Raw genomic sequence first — 24,257 nt, forward strand, 5'->3', positions numbered from 1 at the left:
GGGATCATCCATGAATGAAAAAAGCACGCGGCAGCGGCGGCTGTCATTGCAGACCGGTTCCGCGGAACGGGCGCGGCCCTTGCTGGCGCTGCTGCTGGCCGTGCTCGCGGCGTGGCTGCTGTGGGCCGGCTTTGGCCAATGGCAGGCCAAGGCCGCAGGCGATGCATTGCAGGCGCAGCGCGAGCGGGTGGTGCAGGACGTCACCCAGGTGCTGGCCACGACCCGCAAGCAGACCGTTGATGTGGCCGCCGCGCCCGATGTCGCCGCTGCGGTCCAGGCCGGTGATGCGCAGGCACTGACCGATGCCTTCGCCGCCGCGGCCACGGGCGCACTTGAGACCCGCGTGCTGGCGGCGGACCTGGAGGCCGCCTATGCCGGCCTGCCCGAAACCGGTTATGGCGCGCTGGCGCTGGCCGAGCAGGCGCTGGCCGAAGGCGAGCCGGCGCTGCGCGTGGCGCGTGGCGGCAAGGGCAATGCCCTGTTTGGCGCGGTAGCGCTGGGCGAAGAGCATGTCGGCATCGTGGCCTGGCCGTTGCAGCCATTGCAGGGTGCGTTCGACAGCATCGACCCCGGCAATGGTTATCTGGCGCTGCGCCAAGGCACCGCCACGGTGCTGGAAAAAGGCGATGCCGGCCTGGTCGGTGTCGCCGAAGGCGGCGCCGCCAAGGTGGCCGGCAGTGAGTTGCGCGTGCTGGCCAGTGGCCCACGCATATTGCCGGGGCCGTTCGGGCTGGGTGCCATTCCCGCGCTTGCCGCCGGCGCGTTGCTGCTGCTGATGGCGGTGCTGGTGCTGTTGTGGCCGCGGCTGCGTCGCACGGCGCCAACGCAGCAGGTCGACGATGAGCCCACGCTTGCCGACGCCATCGGCCACGCGGTGCCGCCACCGCCGCTGTTGCCCGATGACGTGCCGGCGCCACCGGCCGCCGCCGCCGAAGCCGCGGTCACGCCCGTGCCCGTGCCGAGTGCACCCGCGCTCGACCGCGGCATTTTCCGTGCCTACGACATCCGCGGCGTGGTCGGGGAAAGCCTGAACGCCGACGTGGCGCGTGCGATCGGCCTGGCCATCGGCAGCGTGATGCACTCGAAAGGCCTGCGCCACATCGTGGTCGGCCGTGATGGCCGCCTGTCCGGCCCGGAGATGGCCGGCGCGCTGATCGCGGGCTTGCGCGAGAGCGGCCGCGAGGTGGTCGACATCGGCCTTGCACCGACGCCCCTGGTGTATTTCGCTGCGGCCCAGGACGAGGCCGGTTCCTGCGTGGCGGTCACCGGCAGCCACAACCCGCCCGATTACAACGGCTTCAAGATCGTGGTCGGCGGTGAAACCCTGTCCGGCGATGCCATCGTCGACCTGCACCGGCGCATCGTCGAGGATGACCTGCACCGCGCAGCGCAACCCGGCGCGCTGAGCCAGCGCGACGTGAGCGAAGACTACGTGCAACGCGTCGCCTCGGACATTCGCCTGGCGCGTCCGCTGAAGGTGGTGGTGGATGCGGGCAACGGCGCCGCCGGTGAGCTCGGTCCGCGCGTGCTGCAGGCGATCGGCGCCGAGGTTACCGAGCTTTACTGCGAAATCGACGGCACCTTCCCCAACCACCATCCCGATCCCAGCGAACCGGCCAACCTCGCCGACCTGCGGCGCATGGTGGTTTCGACCGGGGCCGACATCGGCCTGGCTTTCGATGGCGACGGCGACCGCCTGGGGGTGATCACCCCGGCCGGCAGCAACATCTTCCCCGACCGCCTGCTGATGTTGTTCGCCGCCGACGTGCTGGAGCGCCAGCCCGGCGCAGTGATCGTGTATGACGTGAAGTGCAGCGGCGCACTGCATGGCTGGATCATGCGCCATGCCGGCAGCCCGGAGATGTGGAAGACCGGCCACTCGCTGATCAAGGCACGCATGCGCGAGACCGGTGCCGAACTGGCCGGCGAGATGAGCGGGCACTTCTTCTTCGCCGAGCGCTGGTTCGGCTTCGATGACGGCATCTATTCCGCCGCGCGGCTGCTGGAAATCCTCGCCGCGCGCGAGGAAGGCGCGGATGCGGTGTTCGCCGCCATCCCCGAAGGCGTGAGCACCCCGGAGCTGAAGATCCCGGTGCCGGAGCCGCATGCGTTCATCGAGCGCTTCGTTGCCGAAGGCGATTTCGCCGATGCGCGCTCGACCACCATCGACGGCTTGCGCGCGGACTGGCCCGATGGCTGGGGCCTGGTGCGTGCTTCCAACACCACGCCAGTGCTGGTGCTGCGTTTCGAGGCGGATGACGTGGCCGCGCTGACGCGCATCCAGACGGCCTTCCGCGAGCGCCTGCTGGCGCTGGAGCCGGGACTGGAACTGCCGTTCTGAGCCCGGCTCAGGGCCGCGCCGCGGATGCCGGCGGCGCGGCCTCGTCGGCTGCATCAAGGCCACGCGCCTTGCGGTAGCGCGTGATGGCCTCGGCCAGTTGCCGGTCCAGTGCGACGCGTTCGGCCTGCTGCAGCGCATGCGCACGCCGCGCATCGAGCACCGAGGCGCGCTGCGTCAACACGTTCTGCGCCAGCCTGTCGGGCACCTTGCCGCCCTTGAGCTCGGCATCGGCCGCCGCCTGCAACAGTCGCAGCAGGCTGCGTTGCTGGTTGTCGATCGCCATTTTGGAGGTCTTCAGACCTTCGTCGACCAGCTCGTAACGGATGCGGTAGGCCTGACGCAGCGCATCCTCGGATTCGTAGGATTCGGCCAGCGCGAGGTCGCGCCGCGCCTCGGCGGCGGCCTGCTCCCGGCGCAGGCGTTCGGCTTCGGCCTGTTCGGCCAGCGCGGCACGCTCGGCGGCGGTCGGTGCGCGCCCGATGTGCGCGCCCGGCAGGCCGCTGCGCGCACTGATCTCGGTGCGTGCACTGTCCACCGCCGAGGCCGGCAATGCATCACCGCACACGCGGCGGCCGTTCTCGTCCCAGCAATACAGCTTCTTCGCGGCCTTGTCCTGGGCCAGCGCGCTGCCGCCTGCGATGAGCAGGGCGAGGGTGGCGAACGACAACAGGCGGGACATGGCGGGCTCCAGGCGGGAGGATCGAAGGATGTCAGGTCGAGCGTGCGCCGTAACGGTGGCGATAGTCGGCGAGTGCCGCACGCTGGCCGGCAAGCTGTTCCGATTGTGCCGTGAAATCGAGCAGGTCGCCCAGCGTGGCGACCGCGACCACCGGGATGTCGTGTTCTTCGGCGACTGCGCGCGCGGCCGAGCGCGGGTCGTCCTCGCGCACGACCTCCTGGCGGTCAAGGCCGATCACGATCCCCGCGGGCACGCCGCCGGCCTCGGCGATCAGGGCCAGCGCTTCGCGGATCGCGGTGCCGGCGGTGATCACGTCATCGACGATCAGCACCCGGCGCCCGGCCAGCGGCGCACCGATCAGCTGCCCGCCTTCGCCATGCGCCTTGGCTTCCTTGCGGTTGAAGGCCAGCGGCAGGTCGCGGCCATCGCCGGCCAGTGCACAGGCCATCGCGGTGGCCAGCGGGATGCCCTTGTACGCGGGGCCGAACAGCAGGTCGAATTCGAGCCCGGCGGCAGCGACCGCATCGGCATAGCAGCGCCCCAGCGTGGCCAGCGCGGCACCGGAATCGAAGCGCCCGGCGTTGAAGAAGTACGGGCTGACGCGCCCGGACTTCAGGGTGAACTCGCCAAAGCGCAGGGCGTCGGCGCGCAGCGCGGCATCGAGGAAGCGGGTGCGGTGGTCGCTCATGCGCCGGACTCGTGGGGATTGGTGCCATTTTCGCCGAAACCGGCCAGCGTCGCAGCCGCGGTTGGACATCGCCGCGCACGCCCTGCATGCTGGCCGCCCGATTCCGTCGACGAGGCGCCGATGCGCATCCTCAGCTTCAACGCCAACGGCCTGCGTTCGGCCACCCGCAAGGGCTTCTTCGAGTGGTTCGCTGCACAGGACATCGACATCCTGTGCGTGCAGGAAACCAAGGCGCAGGAACACCAGCTGCGTGTCAGCGACTATCTGCCCGAGGGTTATCACGCGTATTTCCGCGACTCCACGGTGAAGAAGGGCTACAGCGGGGTGGCGATCTACAGCCGGCGCGAGCCGGACGAAGTGCGCACCGCGCTCGGGCGCGAGGATTTCGACGAGGAAGGCCGTTACATCGAAGCGCGCTTCGGCAATCTGTCGGTGGTCAGCTTCTACATCCCGTCCGGCAGTTCGGGCGAGACGCGCCAGGGCATCAAGGAGGAGGTGATGGCCTGGTTGCGGCCGATCCTCGAGCAGTGGCTGGCCAGTGGGCGCGACTACGTGTTGTGCGGCGACTGGAACATCGTGCGTTCGCGCAACGACATCAAGAATTGGAGTGGCAACCAGAAGAACTCCGGCTGCCTGCCGCACGAGCGCGCCTGGCTGTCGGGGATGATCGACGACGACTGCCATGACGGCCTGTGCCAGCCGGCGCGCGGCGGCTGGAAGGACAGCTTCCGCGTGGCACGCCCGGATGCGGTGGAATACACGTGGTGGAGCCAGCGCGGACAGGCGCGGGCCAACAACGTCGGTTGGCGCATCGACTACCAGCTGGTGACGCCGGCGCTGGCCGAGCGTATCCGCCACGTCGAGATCTTCCCCGAGCCGAAGTTCTCCGACCATGCGCCTTATTTGGTCGAGTACGACCTGACCGAACACCACACCGCGTCGTGAGGTGACGGATGCGCGGCGTGGAGGGCGTCGGCTAGGATGCCGGAGGTTTCCGCAAAGGCCATCCATGTCCGCAGCCCCCGCCCGCAAGCCTTCCGTATGGGAGGCGTTCACCCATCCGTCCTCGTGGACGATGTTCTTCTTCGGCTTCGCCTCGGGGCTGCCGTTTTTGCTGGTGGCCGGCACCCTGGCCTACTGGCTGCGCCAGGAAAACCTGGTGCTGCGCGACATCACCCTGATCGCCAGCGCCGGCATGGCCTATTCGCTGAAGTTCCTGTGGGCGCCGCTGGTGGATCGCTGGCGGCTGCCGCTGCTGGCGCGGCTGGGCCAGCGCCGCAGCTGGATCCTGCTGGCGCAGTTGCTGGTGATCGGCGGGCTGCTGGCGATGTCGCTGCTGACCCCGGCACGGCTGCAATGGTTCGTGCCGCTGGTGCTGCTGGTGGCGCTGGCCGGGGCCACGCTGGACATCGCGGTGGATGCCTATCGCATCGAGATCGCGCCGCCCGAGGCACAGGGCGCGCTGGTGGCGGTGTATTCGCTGGGCTATCGCATCGCGCTGATCGTCACCGGCGCGGTGGCGCTGCTGCTGGCAGACTGGCTGGCGCGGCTGGTCGGCGTGCACATGGCCTGGGCGCGGGTATATCAGGCGATGGCCGTGTTCATGCTGATCCCGCTGCTGGCCAATCTGCTGGCGCGTGAGCCGGCGCTGTTGCGCGAGCGCGCCCAGGACTGGAAGCAAGGGCTGCGCGAAGGCGTGGTCGAGCCGTTCGCCGACTTCTTCCGTCGCTTCGGCACCCGCGTGGCGGTGGCGCTGCTGGCCTTCATCCTGCTGTTCAAGATTTCCGACCAGGCGATGGTTGGCGGGCTGATGGGCCCGTTCTATCTGGATCAGGGTTTTTCGCTGACCCAGATCGCGGCGGTGACCAAGGTCTACGGCATCTGGATCGGCATCGTTGGCGCGTTCGCCGGTGGCGTCGCGGTGGCGCGCTGGGGCATCCAGCGCAGCCTGCTGGCGGCGATCGTGATGGGTGCGCTCAGCAACCTGCTGTACCTCTTGCTGATCGGCCACAACGGCAGCGTGCCGATGCTGACCCTGGTGATTTCCGGCGAGAACTTCGCCCAGGGCTTCCTCGGCACCGCCGCGGTGGCCTACTTGTCGGCGCTGGTCAACCAGCGCTACACCGCCACCCAGTACGCGCTGTTTTCCTCGCTGATCACCCTGCCCGGCAAGCTGCTGGGCGCCGGTTCGGGCTGGATCGTGGAGAGCGTCGGCGGCCTTGGCGGGCGGCTGATGCAGCGCTTTGGCGTGCAGACCCAGTTGTCGGAAATCGCACTCGGCTACAGCCTGTATTTCATCCTCACCGTGGTGCTGATCGTGCCGGCGCTGCTGCTGTTCTTCTGGCTGCGACCGCGGGTGGCGCTGGGTGGCGAGGTACCGGCGACCCGCAGCTGAGCGCGCTTCAGCGCTTCAGCCATACCGAAGGATTGACCGGCTTGCCGGCGCGGCGCAGTTCGAAATACAGCGCCGGCTGGCCCTGGCCGCCGGAATTGCCGACGCTGCCGAGCACGTCGCCACGCTTGACCGTGGCGCCGACATCCTTCATCAGCGCGTCGTTGTGCGCGTACAGGCTCATGTAGCCGTTGCCATGGTCGACGATGGCGAGCAGGCCGTAGCCGCTCATCCATTCGGCAAACACCACCTGGCCGTCGGCCACCGCACGCACCGGCGCGCCGGCAGCGGCGGCGATCAACAGGCCACTGCTGGCGCTGCCGTCGGGCATGGTGCCGCCGAAGCCGGCCAGCAGGCTGCCACTCAGCGGCCAGCCGGCACCGCCGACCGCGACCGGTGCCGCACGCGCAACACGTGGCGCCGGGGTGGACGCTGCCGGGGCTGCCCCATTGTTGCGTGCGGCACGCTCGCGCGCGGCCTGCTCGCGTCGGGCGCGTTCGGCGGCGGCGCGGCGTTCGCGTTCGGCACGCGCGGCGGCCGCGCGCAGTTGCGCCAGCACCCGTTCCAGTGCGCGCGCATCCTGGCCCAGTGCCTTCTCGCGGCTGGCCTTGTCCTTGTACTGTGCGTCCACCTGCGCCAGCACCTTGCCGCGCTCCTGACGCTGGCGTTCAAGCTCGGCCAACTCCTGCTGCTGGCGCTGCTGCGCCTGCGCCAGTTGCGTGCGCTCCCGGGTGATCTCCTCCTCCAGCGTGGTCAGTTCCGCCAGCTGGCCGCCGATTTCGCGGATGCGCCGTGCGCGGTCGCGTTGCAGTGCGCCGTACAGCACCAAGTCGCGGTTGCCGCGTGCGACCTGGTCTTGCGACAGCAGCACCTTGAGCGGCGCATCGCTGCCGACGAGATAGGCAGCGCGCACCAGTCGCGCCAGTTCCTCACGCTGGCCGGCAAGGCGTGTCTGCAGTTCGCGGCGCTGTGTCTGCAGCTGCGTCAGTCGCGCCTGCTGTGCATCGATCGCGTTGCGCGTTTCGGCCAGCGCGCGTGCACTGCGCGCCACGGTTTCATCGGCATCGCGTACCGCTCGGGTGGCCGCACCACGCTCGCCTTCCAGCTTGCGCCGCTCGCTGCCGATCTGGCGCAGCTCCTTGCGCAGCTCGCGCAGCTTGCGCTCGGTTTCGCCGGTGTCCTGCGCCTTGCCGGCCACCGCCACCAGAGCCAGTGCGAGGCAGGCAGCCAGGGCGCGCGGCGCGGGCTTCATGCGCGCAGCAGGCTGCGTCCGCTCATCTGCGCGGGCGGCTCGATGCCGAGCAGGTCGAGCAGGGTGGGCGCGACGTCGCGCAGTGCGCCGCCGGCACGCAGCTGCACCTCGGCGCGATCACCGAGGTACACCAGCGGCACCGGGCCGACGGTGTGCGCGGTATGCGGTTGCCCGGTGTCCGGGTCGCGCATCATTTCCAGATTGCCGTGGTCGGCGGTGACCAGCATCGCACCGCCGGCCGCCTGCACCGCGGCGCCGATTTCGCCCAGCGCCTGATCGACTGCTTCGGCGGCCTTGATCGCGGCGGCCAGCACCCCGGTATGTCCGACCATGTCCGGGTTGGCGATGTTGCAGATGATCACGTCGAAGGCATGTTCGCCGATTGCCGCGACCAGCTTCGCGGTCAGTTCCGGGCAACTCATTTCCGGCTGCAGGTCGTAGGTGGCGACCTTGGGACTGGGGATCAGCACGCGCTCCTCGCCGGGGTACAGGTCCTCGCGGCCACCGCTGAAGAAGAAGGTGACGTGTGCGTACTTTTCGGTTTCGGCGATGCGCAACTGGCGCAGGCCATGCGCGGCGAGCACTTCACCCAGGGTGTTGGCGAGGTCTTCGGGCGGGAAGGCCAGCGTCGCCGGCAGGCGCGCATCGTATTCGGTGAGGCAGACGAAGCTGCGCAGCTGCGGCCTGCGCGCGGCAAACCCGTCGAAGTCCGGTTGCACGAAGGCGGCGGCGAGCTGGCGCGCACGGTCGGCGCGGAAGTTCATCAGCACCGCGGCATCGCCATCCTCGAAGCGTGCGCCGCCGGCGATCAGCGTGGGCTGCACGAATTCGTCGTTCTCATCGCGCGCGTAGGCGGCCTGCAGGGCGTCGAGCGCGGTCGCGGCGGCATGCGCCGCGTGGGCTTCGACCATCGCTTCCCATGCCGCCTGCACGCGCTCCCAGCGCTGGTCGCGGTCCATCGCGTAATAACGTCCGGCGAGGCTGGCGATGCGCGCATTGCCGAGCTCGTCGCACAGCGCCTGCAGCGCTTCCAGGCTCGCCTGCGCCGAACGCGGCGGGGTGTCGCGGCCGTCGAGGAAGGCATGCACCGCGACGCGCGGCACGCCCAGGCGTGCGGCCAGCCGCAGCATCGCGAACAGGTGGCGCTCGTGGCTGTGCACGCCACCGGGCGAGAGCAGGCCCATCAGGTGCAGGGTGCCGCCGCCGTCCCTGGCCGCGCTGCAGGCCGCGACCAGCGCCGCATTGTCGAAGAACGAGCCGTCCTCGATCGCGGCATCGATGCGGGTCAGGTCCTGGTACACGATGCGCCCGGCACCGAGGTTCATGTGGCCGACCTCGGAATTGCCCATCTGCCCATCGGGCAGGCCGACGTGGCGGCCCTCGGTATGGATCAGCGTGTGCGGGTGTTCGGCCCACAGCCGCCGCCAGTTCGGGATCTGGGCCAGTGCCAGCGCGTTGTCGCGCGGATCCTCGCGATGGCCCCAGCCATCAAGGATCAGGAGCACCACGGGCTTGGGGCGGGCAGGGACGTGCGACATGGACGGGAACCAGTGACTTGTGGCGCATGCGCAAGGGCGCGGAGTGTGGAATTGTAGTCCGCACGCCCTGAAGGAACCGTGCGATGAAGACGATGCATCCGTTGTGCCTTGCCCTCGCCCTGACGCTGGCCGCCGCTCCGGCGCTGGCGCAGCAGAACCTGAACAAGGTCGCCGAGGACATCGAGATCGCCGCCGGCCAGCGCGGTGGCGCGCTGAAAACGGTCAGCGGCGACATCACCCTGCGTGCCGGTGCCATTGTCGGGGCAGTGGAAACGGTCAGTGGCGACATCGAGCTGGGTGCACGTGCACGCGCCGCCACGTTGAAGACCGTCAGCGGCGACATCGAGCTGGAAGAAGGCGCGGTGGCCGGCGACAGCCGCAGCGTCAGCGGCGACATCGAAGGCGAGCGCGGCGTGCAACTGGGTGAGGTGAGCAGCACCAGTGGCGACATCAAGTTCGGCGCCGGCGCGCGCAGCGGCAACGCGACCAGCACCAGCGGCGATATCCGTTATGGCGGGCAGGCGCAGCTGGGTGCGGCGAAGACGGTCAGCGGCGAGATCTTCATCGACCGCGGCGGGCATGTGCGCGGCGGGGTGCAAACCGTCAGCGGCGACATTGGCCTGGTCGCGACCCGGGTCGATGGCGATGTGCTGACCTGGACCGGCAATGTCACCGTCGGTGTGGGTTCCGAGGTGCGCGGCGGGCTCACCGTGCGCAAGCCCGACCGCATCAGCAGCCGCGGCTTCGGTGTCAGCATCAACAATGGCCGGGTCAGTGTCGGCGGCATGCAGCGCATCCCGCGCATCGTGATCGGGCCGGATGCCGTGGTGCACGGCCCGCTGCGCTTCGAGCACGAAGTCCGGCTGCTGGTGCATGACAGCGCGCGCATCGGCACGGTCAGTGGCGCCACCGTGGAGCGCTACAGCACCCGCACCGCACCCAGGCACTGAAGTCGGGTTTGCGCCTATGATCGGGACTTTCCGTCGCTTTCCGGAGGTTCCGATGCGTCACCCCAGTTTGTTCCTCGCCTTGCTGGCCGCGGGCTCGATTGCCGCGTGCACGCCGGGCGAGCCCGCCGCCGATGCCACACCCGCCACGGTCGAGGCCGGCGCCGGCGGCGCTTCCACGCACGCCTTCGATGCCGACATCAACGAAGCGGACTACGCCGAGCTGGTCAAGGCGCTGGCCTCGGACGACTTCGAGGGCCGTGGTCCGGGCACACCCGGTGGCGAGAAGAGCGTCGAATACATCAAGGCGCAGTTCCAGCGCATCGGCCTGGAGCCGGGCAATCAGGGCGACTGGTTCCAGACCGTGCCGATGATGGTCAGCGAGGCCGACCCGGCGACCACGCTGAAGCTGGACGTGGATGGCACTCCGCGCGAGCTCAAGTTCGGCGATGACATGGTCATCGGCACCCGTACCGGCCGCAATGAAATCAAGCTCGAGGACAGCGAACTGGTGTTCATCGGCTACGGCGTGGATGCGCCGGAGCAGAACTGGAACGACTACGCCGGCATCGATGTCAAGGGCAAGACCGTGGTCATGTTCGTCAACGACCCCGGCTTCCGCAGCGATGACGACAGCCTGTTCGAAGGCAAGCGCATGACCTATTACGGTCGCTGGACCTACAAGTTCGAGGAGGCCGCGCGCAAGGGCGCCGCGGCGGCGCTGATCATCCATGACGAGGCCGGCGCCTCGTATGGCTGGGGCGTGGTGAAGAACTCCTGGTCCGGCCCGCAGTACGACCTGCTGGCCAAGGACGATCCCGATCCGCGCCTGCCGGCGCAGGGCTGGATCACCGGCGAGGTGGCCAAGCAGCTGTTCGCCGACCTCGGCCACGACCTCGACGCACTGCGCGAAGCCGCCGGCAAGCGCGGCTTCAAGGCGGTGCCGTTGAAGGCCCGCCTGTCGCTGGATCTCAAGACCACGACCGAGGAGAAGTCCTCGCGCAACGTGGTCGGCATCCTGCGCGGCAGCGAAGCGCCGGACGAGGCGCTGGTGTACATGGCGCACTGGGATCACTTGGGCAAGCACGAGGGCGAGGGCGACCAGATCTACAACGGCGCGGTGGACAACGCGACCGGCGTGGCCGGCGTGATCGAGATCGCCGAGAAGTTCGCGCATGCCGAGTCCAGGCCGAAGCGTTCGATCGTGTTCCTCGCGGTGACGCTGGAAGAGTCGGGCCTGCTCGGTTCCAAGTACTACGTGGCGCACCCGGCGATCCCGATGGATCGCACCGTGGCGGTGATCAACATGGATGCGATGCCGGTGGGCGGGCGCTCGCGCAACATGACCGTGGTCGGGATGGGTAACTCCGAGCTGGAGGATCTGCTGGCCGAAGCGCTGAAGCCGCAGAACCGCGTCATCAGCGAGGAGGCGACGCCGCAGGACGGCTTCTACTTCCGTTCCGACCATTTCAACTTCGCCAAGGCCGGGGTGCCGGCGCTGTACGCCAAGGGCGGCGATGACCTGCTCGATGGCGGCAAGGCCGCCGGCCAGGCCGCCGAGGACGCCTACCGCCGCGACCGCTACCACAAGCCGGCGGACGAGTTCGACGCCAGCTGGAAGCTCGACGGCATCATCGAGGACCTGCAGGCGCTGTACCAGGTCGGCAACGTGGTGGCGAACGATGGTTCATGGCCGAACTGGCGCCCGAGCAGCGCGTTCCGCGCCAGGCGCGACGAAATGATGCAGGCGCGGGCCGAGCAGCCCTGAGCAATATCCTGCATGTGATGGCAGCGCACGGCCCCGGAGCGATCCGGGGCCGCTGCGTATGCGCCCGCGCACACGCACGCATGTGCACGCAGCGGCGGCGAGTGCGGCATGATGCCGGCATCGCCTCCTTTGGATGTCGCCATGACTCTCGCCTATGCCTGCGTGCTGATCGCCGCCTTCCTGCCCTATGTCTGGACCGTCGTCGCCAAGCAGGGCGGCAGTGGCCGTTTCGACAACCGCGAGCCACGCCTGTGGCTGGAACAGCAGGACAACCCGCGTGTGCGCCGCGCCGATGCGGCGCAGAAAAACGCGTTCGAGGCCTTTCCGGCGTTTGCCGCGGCGGTGCTGATGGCGCAGCTGGCCGGTGTCGATGCGCAGCGCATCGGCTGGCTGGCCGCTGTCTTCGTCGTCATGCGCGTGCTGCATGGCGTGTTCTACGTCGGCAACAAGTCCAACCTGCGCAGCCTGGTGTGGTTTGCCGGGTTCGTCTGCGTGATCGCACTGCTGGTGATGGCGGTGCTGCAGGTCGCCTGAGCAGCGAGCCGGACGCATGGCCAGCGACGCGGGCTTCGTCGAGTACCTCAGCGAGCAGCTGGCGCTGGGCGAGCGCTTTTCGTGGCGCCGGATGTTCGGCGAATACGCCTTGTACGTGGACGGCAAGGTGGTCGGCTTTGTCTGCGACAACCGCATCCTGATCAAGCCCAACGCGGCGGTGGCGCGGCTGCATCCGCAGTTGCCGCAGCAGCCGCCTTATCCGGGCGCGAAGGACTATCCGGTCGCCGATGAGTTGCTGGACGACGCCGACGCGCTGCGCCGGGTGTTTCTGGAAAGTGCCGCGGTGTTGCCGGCAGCCAAGCCGAAGAAACCGAAACCGGCACCACGCCGCAAGCGCGGCGACAGCGGATAAGTGCCGGCGCGACCGGTCCGCAATCAGCCTGCAGCGAGGCGCACCCGCGCGAAGTTGCGCTTGCCCACCGCCAGCACGCCTTCGAAGCCGGGCATGAACAACCGCGCGGCGTCCTCGAACACCTCGCCGTCCACGCGCACCGCGCGTTCCTTGAGCTTGCGGTTGGCTTCGGAATTGCTCGGCGTGATCCCGGCCGCGGTCAGCAGCGCGGCAATGCGCAGGCCCTCGGCCGGCACCGTCACCTGCTGCAGCGGCAGCTGGCCGATGTCGCCTTCGCCGCGTACCGCGGCATGCCAGCCGGCGATCGCGGTCTCGGCGGCGCTGGCGTCGTGGAAGCGCGCGGCCAGTTCGCGCGCCAGGCGCAGCTTGATGTCGCGCGGGTTGTGCTGGCCGGCCTCGACCTCGGCACGCAGGCGCGCGGCCTCGTCGATGGAGATGTCGAAGCTGAGCAGCTCGATCCACTTCCACATCAGCGCATCGCCGATCTTCATGGTCTTGGTGACGATGTCGATCGCCGGCTCGTCGATGCCGATGTAATTGCCCAGCGACTTGGACATTTTCTGCACGCCGTCGATGCCTTCCAGGAGCGGCATCGTCAGCACCACCTGCGGTTTCATGCCGTGCGTTTCCTGCAGGCCGCGGCCCATCAGCAGGTTGAACTTCTGGTCGGTGCCACCCAGTTCGACATCGGCTTCGAGCGCCACCGAGTCGTAGCCCTGCACCAGCGGGTAGAGGAATTCGTGGATCGCGATCGGCTGCTGCGCGGCGTAGCGCTTGGCGAAGTCGTCGCGCTCGAGCATCCGCGCCACGGTGTGCTGGCCGGCCAGGCGGATCATGTCCGCGGCACTCATGCGGCCGAACCATTCGGAATTGAAGCGCACTTCGGTGCGCGCCTCATCGAGCACCTTGAACACCTGGTCGGCATAGGTCTTGGCGTTGGCCAGCACGTCCTCGCGGGTCAGCGGCTTGCGTGTGGTGCTCTTGCCGCTGGGGTCGCCGATCATGCCGGTGAAATCGCCGATCAGGAAAATCACTTGATGGCCCAAGTCCTGGAACTGGCGCAGCTTGTTCAGCAGCACGGTATGGCCCAGGTGCAGGTCCGGCGCGGTCGGGTCGAAGCCGGCCTTGACCCGCAACGGGCGGCCTTCGGCCAGCCGCGTCTGCAACTCCTCGCGCTTGAGCAGCTCGTCGCTGCCACGGGCAATCAGTGCAAGGGCATCGGCGGCATATGCATCGGACACGGGCATTTCCTGAATGGGGGACAGGCGAAAAATGAAGCGTAAATATTGCGTTAAATCGTGACCGAGTCAAAAACTTCAACAGGATCAAGGGTTTGACGCATGGAGCTGATGCGCTTATTTTACCGCGTTGATCCGGTCATCACATAGCGGGGAGATCGCTGAATGAGTGCTCCTGACACCGACGCGGCGCATCAACGGCGCCTGCGCGAATTGCGTGCCAAAGCGCTCAAGCGCTACGTGACCCGCCGCGTCTCGCGCGGCTTCAACGGCAACTGGACCCGGCGCGACTGGGCGCATGCGGGCCTGTTCGCCAGCATCCTCGCCCTGCTTGGCACGCTGGTGCCGGGGCTGGATCAGGCACTCACCGCACCCGGCCATGCGCCGCGCGCCTCGCTGGCGTTGCCGCTGCCGCATATCGGCCCGCTGCATGCGCCCGCCGCCGACAGCCGCAAGGGCGACAGCTGGCACATCATCAACGTGCGCGAGGGCGAAACCGCCTCGGCGATCTTCGAGCAACTGGAAATCCCCAAGGCCGATCTCGCCCGCCTGCTGAAGTATCCCGGCGTCAACATGGAGATGCGCCGCCTGCGTCCGGGCGCGGAACTGGCCTTCGACCTGCCACCCGGTGGCGCGCTGCGTGCGTTCCGCTACACGCGCCTGGGCGAGAAGGTCGAACTGGACCTGACCGGTGATGTCATCAAGGAAACGCCGGTGCCGCAGCAGGTCGATGTGCGCACCGTGGTGCTGACCGGCAAGGTCGGGGACTCGCTGTTCAAGTCGGCGCGCAAGGTCGGCCTGACCCAGCAGAATCTGAAAGAACTGACCGACGACATCTTCAAGTACGACATCGACTTCCGCTCCGATCTCGACGCCGACGACCGCTTCAGCGTGGTCGTCGACCAGACTTGGAAGGACGGCAAGCTGGTCAAGACCGGGCCGGTGCTGGCTGCCACCATCACCGCCGACGGCAAGCTCTACAGCGGCTTCCTGTTCGAGCGCAACGGCAAGCGCAGCTATTTCACCGCCGATGGCCGCTCGCTGGAGCGTCCCTTCATCCGCATGCCGATCCCGTATGCGCGGCTGACTTCCGGTTTCGGTGGCCGCCGCCATCCGGTGCTCGGCTCGATGCGCATGCACAAGGGCGTGGACTACGCGGCGCGCACCGGTACGCCGATCATGGCCGCCGGCGATGCGCGGGTGAAATCGGTGGGCTGGCATGGCGGTTACGGGCGCGCGGTCGAACTCGACCACGGCCAGGGCCGCACTACCTTCTATGCGCACATGTCGCGCTTCGGCAACATCCGCGTCGGCCAGCGCATCAACCAGGGCACGGTGATCGGCTATGTCGGCAGCACCGGCATGTCCACCGGGCCGCACCTGCATTACGAATTCCGCGTCAACGGCGTGCACCGCAATCCGCTGTCGATGACGCTGCCGCCGCCGGCGCCATTGACCGGCGCGCTGCTGGCCGAGTTCAAGGGCGAGACCCGGCGTGCGCTGGCCAAGATCCGCGAAGTGGAGAACATCGTGTTCCAGGGCGAGGACGATCCACGCCTGGCCGACGCCGCAAGCGCGGACAAGACCGGCGGCAAGCGCGGTTGAGCCGGCTGCCCGGATCCGCAAACGCCGGCCATGTGCCGGCGTTTCGCTTTCTGCGGCACACTGTGACGATGCGTCCCACGAGTGACCTCTACCTCGGGCTGATGTCCGGCACCAGCGCCGACGGCATCGATGCCGCGATCGTGCGCTTCGCCGGTGGCCATGGTGTCGAGGGCGATGCGCCGTTGCAGGCTGAACTGATCGCCGCACGCACCCTGCCGTGGCAGCCGGAGGTGCGCGCACGTCTGGTCTGGCTCGGTCAGGGCGGGGCGCTGGATTCGCTGGACGAGCTGGGCGTGCTCGATGCACAGGTCGGCGAAGCCTTCGCCGATGCCGCATTGGCAGTGCTGGCCGAAGCCGGCATCGCGCCGCAACGCATCGCCGCGCTCGGCTCGCACGGGCAGACCGTGCGCCACCGGCCGAACGAGCGGCACCCCTTCTCGTTGCAGATCGGCGATCCGGCACGCATTGCCGAACGTACCGGCATCACCACCATCGCCGACTTCCGTCGCCGTGACATCGCCGCGGCCGGCCAGGGCGCGCCGCTGCTGCCGGCGATGCACCATGCGCTGCTGCATGATCCGGCCGAAGCACGCGCGGTGCTCAACCTCGGTGGCATCGCCAACCTCACCCTGCTGCCGCCCACCGGCGCGGTACGCGGTTTCGATACCGGCCCGGCAAATGCGTTGATGGATCTGTGGTGCCATGAGCACACCGGGCGTGCCTGGGACGAGGAAGGCGCCTGGGGCGCCACCGGCACGCCGGACGCGGATTTGCTCGAGCGCCTGCTGGATGACCCGTGGCTGGCCGCGGCGCCACCCAAGAGCAGTGGTCGCGAGCATTTCCAGCGCGACTGGCTGGCAGCGCGTCTGGCTGGCGACGAAGAGCCGGTGGACGTGCAGGCCACCCTGCGCACCTTCACCGCGCGCACCGTTGCCGATGCGCTGCTGGCCACCCAGGCCGACACCCGGCGCCTGCTGGTATGTGGCGGCGGCGTGCGCAACCCGGTGCTGATGCAGGCGCTGCGCGAGGCGCTGCCGGGGATCGAGGTCGCCTCAACTGCCGAACACGGCATCGACCCGGATCATGTCGAGGCGATGGGTTTTGCCTGGCTGGCGCGACAGACCCTGCTCGGCCTGCCCGGCAACATCGCCACGGTCACCGGCGCAGCCGGCCCGCGCGTGCTCGGCGCGATTCATCCGGCCTGAACATCCGCCGGCCGCCGGCCTGCATGGCACGGGCTTCGCGCATAATCCGGGACATGTCCGTTCCTGTTGCCGGAGTTGCTTGATGCGCGTGTCCGCATTGCCCCTGCTGCTGTCCCTGCTGGCCGCGCCGTTCGCCCTGCATGCGCAAGAGCGCCCGCCCGTGCCTGCACGGGGGGCACCTGCGGAGCCAGCGCAGGACGAGGCGCCCGCCGCTGCTGAGCAGGCCGCCGACGCTGCGACGGAAAGCCCCGGACGGCAGGTGCCGCTGGCCGAGATCCGTCGTTTCGTCAGCGTCTACAACGCGATCCGCGAAGCCTACGTGGAGCCGGTCGACGACCAGCGCCTGATGCATGCCGCGTTGCGCGGGCTGCTGCTCGACCTTGATCCGCACAGCGTGTATTTCGATCGCGACGCGGCGCGGGACTTCAACCAAGATGCCGCCGGTGCCTACGAGGGGGTCGGCCTGCAACTGCAGCAGGAACCCGGCCCGGTGCTGAAGGTGATCGCGCCGATCGAAGGTGGACCGGCCGACCGTGCCGGGCTGCGCTCGGGTGACCTCATCACCGCCATCGATGGCAAGCCGATCAGCATCGATGATGGCAGTGCACCCTTGCGTGGCGAGGCCGGTACCCGCGTGCGCCTGAGCGTGCATCGCGAGGGTCGCGATGGTGCCTTCGATGTGACCCTGGTGCGTGAGCGCATCCAGCTGCAGAGCGTGCGCGTGCGCCTGCTGGAGCCGGGCTACGGTTATGTGCGCATCTCCAGCTTCCAGGCCGGCACCGCGGACGACTTCGCGCGCGGTGTGGACGAACTCAAGCAGCAGGCCGGCGGACGTCTGCAGGGCGTGCTGATCGACCTGCGGGCCAATCCCGGCGGCCTGCTCAACGCGGCGGTGCAGATCGCCGACGACCTGCTGGATGACGGTGTCATCGTCAGCACCCGTGGCCGCCAGCGCGGCGGCGATGCCAGCTACAGCGCGACCCGTGGCGACCTCAGTGACGGCGCGGCACTGGTGGTGCTGATCGATGCCGGCTCGGCCAGTGCCTCCGAAGTGCTGGCCGGCGCGCTGCGCGACCACGGCCGCGCGCGCATCGTCGGCAGCCGCAGTTTCGGCAAGGGCTCGGTGCAGACCCTGTTGCCGCTGGACAATGGCGATGCGGTCAAGCTGACCACCGCGCGTTATTACACGCCCAGCGGGCGCTCGATCCAGGGCGTGGGCATCGGCCCGGATGTGGTGCTGCATGGCGAGGAGGGCGCGGCACCGGCGGAAGTGCGCGAGGCCGCGTTGCGCGGGCATCTGGTCGGCGAGGAGGAGGGCGAGCCGATGGCCGGCGAGCATGCCGGCGAGAACCTGCCCGGCGAGGCCCCGCTCAAGGCGGCGCTGGCCGAGCTCAAGCGCATCGCGCGGCAGCCTGCAGCCAGCAAGCCGCCACCGGTCACGGTCAAACCCGCACTGCCGCCGGTGCCGGTACCGCCGCCACCGCGCGATTGATGGTTCAGCGCGGCGGGCGCGAGGGCAGCGGAAACGGCGTCACCACGCGGTTGTCACCACCGGCCTCGTGGATCGCTGCCTGGCCGCGGCGGTCGACCTCCTCGATGCGGATCAGTGCATGCATGGGCAGGTGCAGGCGGCGGGTATCGGCGAACTCCTCGCGCAGGCGCTCCTCGGCTGGATCCACCAGCACGCCGCCCTGATTCGGCCAATCCAGCCCGCCGATGTCGACAAAGCCCCAGATCGTGCTCGAGCTCACTTCGCGCGCATACAGGGTGTAGCGCTTGTCGCCCTGCTGGAACTGGATGCGGTAGAGCGTGTTCGCCATGCCGCCAGTATAGGCGCGGCGCCGGGACGTTCGCGGGGTTTCAGTAACCGCGTGCGCGGCGCATGCGTCGGGCGATGGCCGGGCGCGAAAGCAGCGCGAACATGCCACCAGCGCCGAAGCCGGCCAGATGCGCGATCCAGGCGACCTGGCCCCAGCTTGGGCCGACGTAGGCAAACACCACCTGCAGCAATGCCCACAGCCCGATCAGCAGCGCCGCCGGCGCGCGCACGAACTCGAGGAACAGGCCGAGCGGCAACACCACGCCCAGTCGCGCGCGCGGGAACAGCGCCAGCCACGCGCCGATCACCGCACTGACCGCACCGCTGGCGCCGATGATCACCTGGTCATCCGGCAATGCCAGCGCCGCGGCGAGGTTGGCCAGTGCGCCGCCGAGCAGGAAGGTGAGCAGGAACCGCAACGGCCCCAGCACCCGCTCGGCCGGCAGGCCGAAGATCATCAGGAACGCCAGGTTGCCGATCAGGTGCCCCCAATCGCCATGCAGGAACAGCGTGGTGAACAGGCGCAGCCAGGCGCTTGCATCGCTGCCGTGCAGGCTGTCCAGGCCTAGCCCGCCCAGCGTGCCCCAGTCCTCCAGCACCGCCTGCATGCGCGCGGCAGGCAGGGTCTGCAGCCAGCCGAAGGCCAGGCACAGCGCCAGCACCAGCATCGGCGTGACCCAGCGTGGCGAAGGCTTCTGTCGGGGCGGGATGGCGACGAACACGCATGACTCCCGGGTGAATGTCGCGGCGGACCATACGCTGCCGCGTTGCGGCGCAGGATGTTATGCCGAGGTTAAAAGGATATAGTGCACACGGTGCCGTATGCCGGGTCATCCTGGCGCGCAGACATCCTGTGCAGGCCACCGATTCCATACCCGAATACCGAGCATACGGAGAGAATACCCATGCAGCATGCCTCCCACCAAGCGCGCCTGTCGGCGCTCGCCCTGGCCATCGTCGGCGTGATCGCGGCCGGCAGTGCCGCGGCCTCCGGCTTCCAGCTGCGCGAGACCAGCACCAAGGCCGGTGGTCGCGCCTATTCCGGCACCGCCGTGGCGACCAATGACGTGGCCGTGGTGTCCGGCAATCCGGCGGCGATGGTCAACAACACCAGCACCATCATCGGTGGTGGCGTGGGCGTGATCGACCTGACCGCCGAGTTCACCGGTGGTGGCTTCACCGCAATGGGCGCCCCGCTCACCGGCAACGATGGCGGCAACCCGGGCAGCCCCAAGGCGGTGCCGTCGCTGGGCGTGATCGTGCCGATGAAGGGTGCGCTGGAAGGCCTGACCCTGGGCGCCAGCATCACCGCGCCGTTCGGCTCGGGCACCGAGTGGAACGACGGCTGGGTCGGCCGCTACAACGCCACCGAGACCAGCGTGAAGACGGTTGACCTCAACCTCTCGGCCGCGGTGCAGATCACTCCGGCGTTCTCCGCCGGCATCGGCCTGATCTACGAGCGCGCCGAAGTGACCCTGGGCAAGGACCTGCCGCTGGGCGTGATGCTGGCCGCCGGCCTGCAGAACCCGGCGCTGGCCGCGATCCCGGACGGCAACGTCAGCATCGAGGGTTCGCACAACGGCCTGGGCTGGGTGGCCGGCCTGCAATTCCGTCCCAACGACAAGTTCGCCATCGGGTATTCGCACCGTTCGGAAATCAAGCACGACTTCGTCGGTGAAGCCACTTTCACCACGCCTGCCGCGTTCCAGGGCATGCAGCCGGGCTTCGTCGCCAACGCCACCAACCCGGCGCTGCCGCTGACCCCCGCGCAGCGCCAGCAGCTGATGGTGCTGGGCCGCGGTTTCGTCAACACCGAGGGCCGCGCGCGTCTGGTCACGCCGACCGTGGACACGCTCAGCGTGATGGTCGGTGTGGGCGAGCGCGTGCGCCTGTACAGCGACATCCAGCGCACCGGCTGGAGCTCGCTGCAGAATGTCACCATCGACTTCAGCAACCCGTTCCAGCCGACCACGCGCGAGGACTTCCACTGGAAGGACACCATGTTCTATTCGCTGGGTGGCGAGTTCGATCTGAGCGACAGCTTCACCCTGCGCGCCGGCGTGGGCTATGACGAGTCGCCGACCAACAACGTCGACCGCACCCCGCGTCTGCCGGACAACAACCGCAACCTGTACTCGCTGGGTCTGGGCTGGCAGGCCACGCCGAACCTGTCGGTGGATGCCTCCTTCACCCATGTCTCGATCAAGGACTCCACCACCAATCTGCCGATCAACCCCAACCCGCCGCAAAGCCGCTACACCAGCCTGCAGGGCAGCTTCAGCGGCAGCGCCAACGTGTTCGGCCTCGGCGCGACCTACCGCTTCTGAGCCAGCACGGCTGGAGCACGAAAAACCCCGCTTCGGCGGGGTTTTTTCGTGGGCTGCGGGTACCGGCGGAGGGCCGGCCGGGGCGCACGCTCAGTTGAGCGCCGCCGTCACTCGCCCAGCGTCAGCAGGCTGGCATTGCCGCCGGCGGCGGTGGTGTTGATGGTGACGGTCTTCTCGGTGGCGAAGCGCGGCAGGTAGTGCGGGCCGCCGGCTTTGGGGCCGGTGCCGGACAGGCCCTGGCCGCCGAACGGCTGCACCCCGACCACCGCGCCGATCTGGTTGCGGTTGACGTAGATGTTGCCGACCTTGGCGCGGCGCACGATGCGCTCCACGGTTTCGTCGATGCGCGAGTGGATGCCGAGGGTGAGGCCGTAGCCGGTGGCGTTGATCGCATCGACCACCTGGTCGAGCTGGTCGGCCTTCCAGCGGATCACGTGCAGCGCCGGGCCGAAGTTCTCGCGGGTGAGCTGGTCGATGGAATCCAGCTCCCACGCCACCGGGGCGAAGAAATTGCCGTGTTCGGTGCCTTCGCCCAGCGGCGTGGTGGCGATGTGGCGGCCGATGCCGCCGGACATGCGCTGCGCATGTTCGTCGAGCAGGCAGTACGCATCGTGGTCGATCACCGGGCCGACGTCGGTGGACAGCTCGCCCGGGTTGCCCACCTTCAGTTCGGCCATGGCACCGGCCAGCATCTGGATCACCTTGTCGGCGATGTCGTCCTGCACCAGCAGCACGCGTGCGGCCGAGCAGCGCTGGCCGGCGGAGGTGAAGGCGCTGCCGACCGCATCCTTGACCACCTGCTCGGGCAGCGAGGAGGAGTCGGCGATCATCGCGTTCTGGCCGCCGGTTTCGGCAATCAGTGTGGCGATCGGGCCGCTTTCGCGCATCGCCAGCGCGCGGTTGATCGCGCGCGCGGTTTCGGTGGAACCGGTGAAGCAGACCCCGGCCACGCGCGGGTCCGCGGTCAGCGTGGCGCCGACGCTGGCGCCATCACCCGGCACCAGTTGCAGCACATGCGGCGGGATGCCGGCTTCGTGCAGCAGTTCGACCGCGGCATGTGCGATCAGATTGGTCTGCTCGGCGGGCTTGGCAATCACGCTGTTGCCGGCGGCCAGCGCCGCGGCGATCTGGCCGATGAAGATCGCCAGCGGGAAGTTCCACGGGCTGATGCACACGAACACGCCGCGACCGGCCAGCTGCAGGGTATTGGATTCGCCGGTGGGCGAGGGCAGCGCGTCGAGGGCGAACTGGCGACGCGCCTCCAGTGCGTAATAGCGCAGGAAGTCCACCGCCTCGCGCACTTCGGCCACGCCGTCGGCGATGGTCTTGCCCGCCTCCTTGGTGCACATCGCCATGAACCGGGCGATGCGTGCTTCCAGCAGGTCGGCAGCCGCTTCCAGCATGCGTGCCCGCGCGTCCACCGCGGTGGCATCCCACTGCGGCTGCGCCGCCACGGCATTGACCAGCGCCTGCTCCACGGTGGCGGGGTCGGCCGCTTGCCAGTGGCCCACCGTCTCGCGGCGGTCGGCGGGGTTGGTCACCGCGATCGCCTCGCCCTGCGGGCGTGCGCCCGGCACCAGCGGTACGGCGCGCCAGCTGCCGCTGCCGGCGCGGTCGAGTTCGGCGGCCAGTGCGCGCAGTTCGTCGTCGTTGGCGAGATTGATGCCCATGGAATTGTCTCGTGGCTGATGTTGGCTGCGGTACAGCTCGACCGGCAGCGGAATGCGGGGATGGGGAATCTGCTCGAAACCGGCCACCGTGTGCAGCGGGTCGCGCACCAGTTCCTCGACCGGGATCGCTTCATCGGTGATGCGGTTGACGAAGCTGGAATTGGCGCCGTTCTCCAGCAACCGGCGCACCAGATACGGCAGCAGGTCCTCGTGGCTGCCGACCGGGGCGTACACCCGGCATGGCACGTCGAGGCGGTCGGCGGGAATGACTTCGTCGTAGAGATCGTCGCCCATGCCGTGCAGCTTCTGGAACTCGTAGCGGAAGCCCGTGCCTTCGCGCGCGGGTCCGATCATGTCGCGCGCCATGTGGTGGATCGCGGCGATGGTCTGCGCGTTGTGGGTGGCGAACATCGGGTAGATCGCGTCGATGTTGTTCAGCAGGCGGCGCGCGTTGGCCTGATAGCTGACATCGGTATTGGGCTTGCGCGTGAACAGCGGGTAGCCGCGCTGGCCGTCGACCTGCGCGCGCTTGATCTCGGCATCCCAGTACGCGCCCTTGACCAGCCGCACCGGGATGCGCCGGCCAAGTTCGCGGGCCTTGGCGGCGATGTAATCGATCACGAACGGGGCGCGCTTCTGGTAGGCCTGGACCACGATGCCGAAGCCATCCCAACCCTGCAGTGAAGCATCGCCGAGCACTTCGAAGATCAGGTCGAGCGACAGTTCCAGACGCTCGGTTTCCTCGGCGTCGATGGTCAGGCCGATGCCATGGCCGCGGGCCAGCCGCGACAGGTCGAGCAATGCCGGGCCGAGCTCGGCCAGCACGCGTTCGCGCTTGGCGTGCTCGTAACGCGGATGCAGTGCGGACAGCTTGACCGAGATGCTCGGTGCGGCGAACACGTCATCGAACGGCCCTTCGCTGCCGATGGCATCGATCGCTTGGCGGTAGGAATCGAGGTAGCGCGCGGCATCGGCGGCGGTCAGCGCGGCCTCGCCGAGCATGTCGTAGGAATAGCGGTAGCGCGCATTGCGTCCCTTGCGCGCGCGTGCAAGGGCCTCGCCGATGCTGCGGCCCATCACGAACTGGTGGCCCATGATGCGCATCGCCTGGCGCACCGCGGCACGGATCACCGGCTCGCCCAGACGCCCGACCATGCGTGCGAACGCGCCGTGCGCATCGCGCTGGGTGTCGTCGGAGAGCTGCACCAGTCGCCCGGTCAGCAGCAGGCCCCAGGTGGAGGCGTTGACCAGCAGTGAATCGGACTGCCCCAGGTGGCGGCGCCAGTTGGCTTCGCCCAGCTTGTCGCGGATCAGCGCATCGGCGGTGTCCTGGTCGGGGATGCGCAGCAGCGCCTCGGCCACGCACATCATCAGCACGCCTTCCTCGCTGCCGAGGTCGTACTGGCGCATGAAGGCTTCCACCGTGCTCTGGTCGGCGCTGCGCGCACGCACGCGGCGCACCAGGTCGGTGGCGGTGGCGGCGATCGCGCGGCCGGCTTCGTCGGACTGCCGTGCCTGCGCCAGCAGGTCCTCGACATGACGGGTTTCGTCGATGATCCAGGCGGCGGTGATCGCCGCGCGCGCGGGCGAATCCGGGGTCGGGGGAACTTCGGCAAGCAGGGTGGTGCCCACGTCGGTGATCGCTGGTGAGGGATCCGCGATTGTACGCCGCGGCCCGCCATCCGAGGCGTCGCCATCGGCGCCCGAACCCGGCCCGATGCCTAGCAGGTTTTGCGCTTCATGATTTGACCCTGAGCAAATCATGCTTGCCGTTGCTGCCTGCCCCCCGCTACCATCGGCTGGACGATGTCCGCGTGCACGTGCCGCGGATGCAATCAAACGCGACGGCGGGCCGTTGCACACAGCCAGGGTATTGCAGCT

19 protein-coding genes are annotated in these 24,257 nt (G+C 68.7%); 11 read left to right on the forward strand and 8 right to left on the reverse strand.

Annotated features, from left to right (window positions below; genetic code table 11):
* Window positions 1-10: 10 nt before the first annotated feature.
* Window positions 11-2,341 carry a phosphomannomutase/phosphoglucomutase gene (locus ACW11F_RS05630; RefSeq protein ID WP_456995934.1) on the forward strand — a complete coding sequence of 777 codons (2,331 nt, stop codon included), beginning with the start codon at window positions 11-13 and terminating at the stop codon, window positions 2,339-2,341.
* A gap of 7 nt (window positions 2,342-2,348) precedes the next feature.
* Here ACW11F_RS05630 and ACW11F_RS05635 read toward each other — a convergent pair whose 3' ends face one another.
* Both ACW11F_RS05635 and pyrE read right to left on the reverse strand, forming a co-directional pair.
* Window positions 2,349-3,020: a hypothetical protein gene (locus tag ACW11F_RS05635; RefSeq protein ID WP_456995936.1), complete on the reverse strand. Its 672-nt coding sequence runs from the start codon at window positions 3,018-3,020 to the stop codon at window positions 2,349-2,351.
* A 31-nt stretch (window positions 3,021-3,051) separates the two neighbouring features.
* Window positions 3,052-3,708 (reverse strand): orotate phosphoribosyltransferase, encoded by a 657-nt coding sequence (pyrE, locus tag ACW11F_RS05640; RefSeq protein ID WP_456995937.1) that lies wholly within the window; start codon window positions 3,706-3,708, stop codon window positions 3,052-3,054.
* A gap of 120 nt (window positions 3,709-3,828) precedes the next feature.
* Between pyrE and ACW11F_RS05645 the strand changes: the two genes are divergently transcribed.
* The gene (locus ACW11F_RS05645; protein ID WP_456995938.1) at window positions 3,829-4,653 is read left to right on the forward strand and encodes an exodeoxyribonuclease III; all 825 of its coding nucleotides are present in this window, start codon (window positions 3,829-3,831) and stop codon (window positions 4,651-4,653) included.
* Between the two features lie 64 nt (window positions 4,654-4,717).
* Entirely contained in the window at window positions 4,718-6,103 is a 1,386-nt protein-coding gene (locus ACW11F_RS05650; RefSeq protein ID WP_456995939.1) for an AmpG family muropeptide MFS transporter, read from the forward strand.
* A gap of 7 nt (window positions 6,104-6,110) precedes the next feature.
* On the opposite strand, the gene ACW11F_RS05655 is transcribed toward ACW11F_RS05650, so the two are convergent.
* Window positions 6,111-7,352 carry a murein hydrolase activator EnvC family protein gene (locus tag ACW11F_RS05655; RefSeq protein WP_456995940.1) on the reverse strand — a complete coding sequence of 414 codons (1,242 nt, stop codon included), beginning with the start codon at window positions 7,350-7,352 and terminating at the stop codon, window positions 6,111-6,113.
* Window positions 7,349-8,890 carry a 2,3-bisphosphoglycerate-independent phosphoglycerate mutase gene (gpmI, locus tag ACW11F_RS05660; protein WP_456995941.1) on the reverse strand — a complete coding sequence of 514 codons (1,542 nt, stop codon included), beginning with the start codon at window positions 8,888-8,890 and terminating at the stop codon, window positions 7,349-7,351. The genes ACW11F_RS05655 and gpmI overlap by 4 nt, the downstream gene beginning before the upstream one ends.
* An 83-nt stretch (window positions 8,891-8,973) precedes the next feature.
* Here gpmI and ACW11F_RS05665 point away from each other — a divergent pair, with 83 nt between their 5' ends.
* The 4 genes from ACW11F_RS05665 to ACW11F_RS05680 all read left to right on the forward strand — a co-directional run bounded on the left by ACW11F_RS05665 (window position 8,974) and on the right by ACW11F_RS05680 (window position 12,512).
* Window positions 8,974-9,840, forward strand: a complete 867-nt coding sequence (locus ACW11F_RS05665) for a DUF4097 family beta strand repeat-containing protein (protein WP_456995942.1) — start codon at window positions 8,974-8,976, stop codon at window positions 9,838-9,840.
* Between the two features lie 52 nt (window positions 9,841-9,892).
* Entirely contained in the window at window positions 9,893-11,605 is a 1,713-nt protein-coding gene (locus ACW11F_RS05670) for a M28 family metallopeptidase (protein WP_456995943.1), read from the forward strand.
* Window positions 11,606-11,746: 141 nt separating this feature from the next.
* Window positions 11,747-12,139 carry an MAPEG family protein gene (locus ACW11F_RS05675; RefSeq protein ID WP_456995944.1) on the forward strand — a complete coding sequence of 131 codons (393 nt, stop codon included), beginning with the start codon at window positions 11,747-11,749 and terminating at the stop codon, window positions 12,137-12,139.
* Between the two features lie 16 nt (window positions 12,140-12,155).
* Window positions 12,156-12,512, forward strand: a complete 357-nt coding sequence (locus tag ACW11F_RS05680; protein ID WP_456995945.1) for a TfoX/Sxy family protein — start codon at window positions 12,156-12,158, stop codon at window positions 12,510-12,512.
* A gap of 23 nt (window positions 12,513-12,535) precedes the next feature.
* Here ACW11F_RS05680 and tyrS read toward each other — a convergent pair whose 3' ends face one another.
* A complete protein-coding gene (tyrS, locus tag ACW11F_RS05685) occupies window positions 12,536-13,759 on the reverse strand; it encodes a tyrosine--tRNA ligase (RefSeq protein ID WP_456995946.1) in 1,224 nt (407 codons plus the stop codon).
* 156 nt (window positions 13,760-13,915) lie between these two features.
* On the opposite strand from tyrS, the gene ACW11F_RS05690 reads away from it, so the two are divergent.
* The 3 genes from ACW11F_RS05690 (at window position 13,916) to ACW11F_RS05700 (ending at window position 18,052) form a co-directional block, all read left to right on the forward strand.
* On the forward strand, window positions 13,916-15,355 hold the full coding sequence (locus tag ACW11F_RS05690; RefSeq protein WP_456995947.1) for a peptidoglycan DD-metalloendopeptidase family protein: 1,440 nt from the start codon (window positions 13,916-13,918) through the stop codon (window positions 15,353-15,355).
* Between the two features lie 68 nt (window positions 15,356-15,423).
* Window positions 15,424-16,560 (forward strand): anhydro-N-acetylmuramic acid kinase, encoded by a 1,137-nt coding sequence (locus tag ACW11F_RS05695; RefSeq protein WP_456995948.1) that lies wholly within the window; start codon window positions 15,424-15,426, stop codon window positions 16,558-16,560.
* 82 nt (window positions 16,561-16,642) lie between these two features.
* A complete protein-coding gene (locus ACW11F_RS05700; protein WP_456995949.1) occupies window positions 16,643-18,052 on the forward strand; it encodes a S41 family peptidase in 1,410 nt (469 codons plus the stop codon).
* 4 nt (window positions 18,053-18,056) lie between these two features.
* On the opposite strand, the gene ACW11F_RS05705 is transcribed toward ACW11F_RS05700, so the two are convergent.
* A complete protein-coding gene (locus ACW11F_RS05705) occupies window positions 18,057-18,380 on the reverse strand; it encodes a DUF1820 family protein (RefSeq protein ID WP_456995950.1) in 324 nt (107 codons plus the stop codon).
* Window positions 18,381-18,420: 40 nt separating this feature from the next.
* Window positions 18,421-19,101 (reverse strand): rhomboid family intramembrane serine protease, encoded by a 681-nt coding sequence (locus ACW11F_RS05710; RefSeq protein WP_456995951.1) that lies wholly within the window; start codon window positions 19,099-19,101, stop codon window positions 18,421-18,423.
* Between the two features lie 183 nt (window positions 19,102-19,284).
* Here ACW11F_RS05710 and ACW11F_RS05715 point away from each other — a divergent pair, with 183 nt between their 5' ends.
* Window positions 19,285-20,706: an OmpP1/FadL family transporter gene (locus tag ACW11F_RS05715; RefSeq protein ID WP_456995953.1), complete on the forward strand. Its 1,422-nt coding sequence runs from the start codon at window positions 19,285-19,287 to the stop codon at window positions 20,704-20,706.
* Between the two features lie 107 nt (window positions 20,707-20,813).
* Here ACW11F_RS05715 and putA read toward each other — a convergent pair whose 3' ends face one another.
* Complete coding sequence (gene putA / locus ACW11F_RS05720; protein ID WP_456996545.1) at window positions 20,814-24,038, reverse strand: bifunctional proline dehydrogenase/L-glutamate gamma-semialdehyde dehydrogenase PutA; 3,225 nt, start codon at window positions 24,036-24,038, stop codon at window positions 20,814-20,816.
* Between the last annotated feature and the right edge of the window lie 219 nt (window positions 24,039-24,257).

This window comes from Luteimonas sp. e5, from assembly GCF_054031035.1.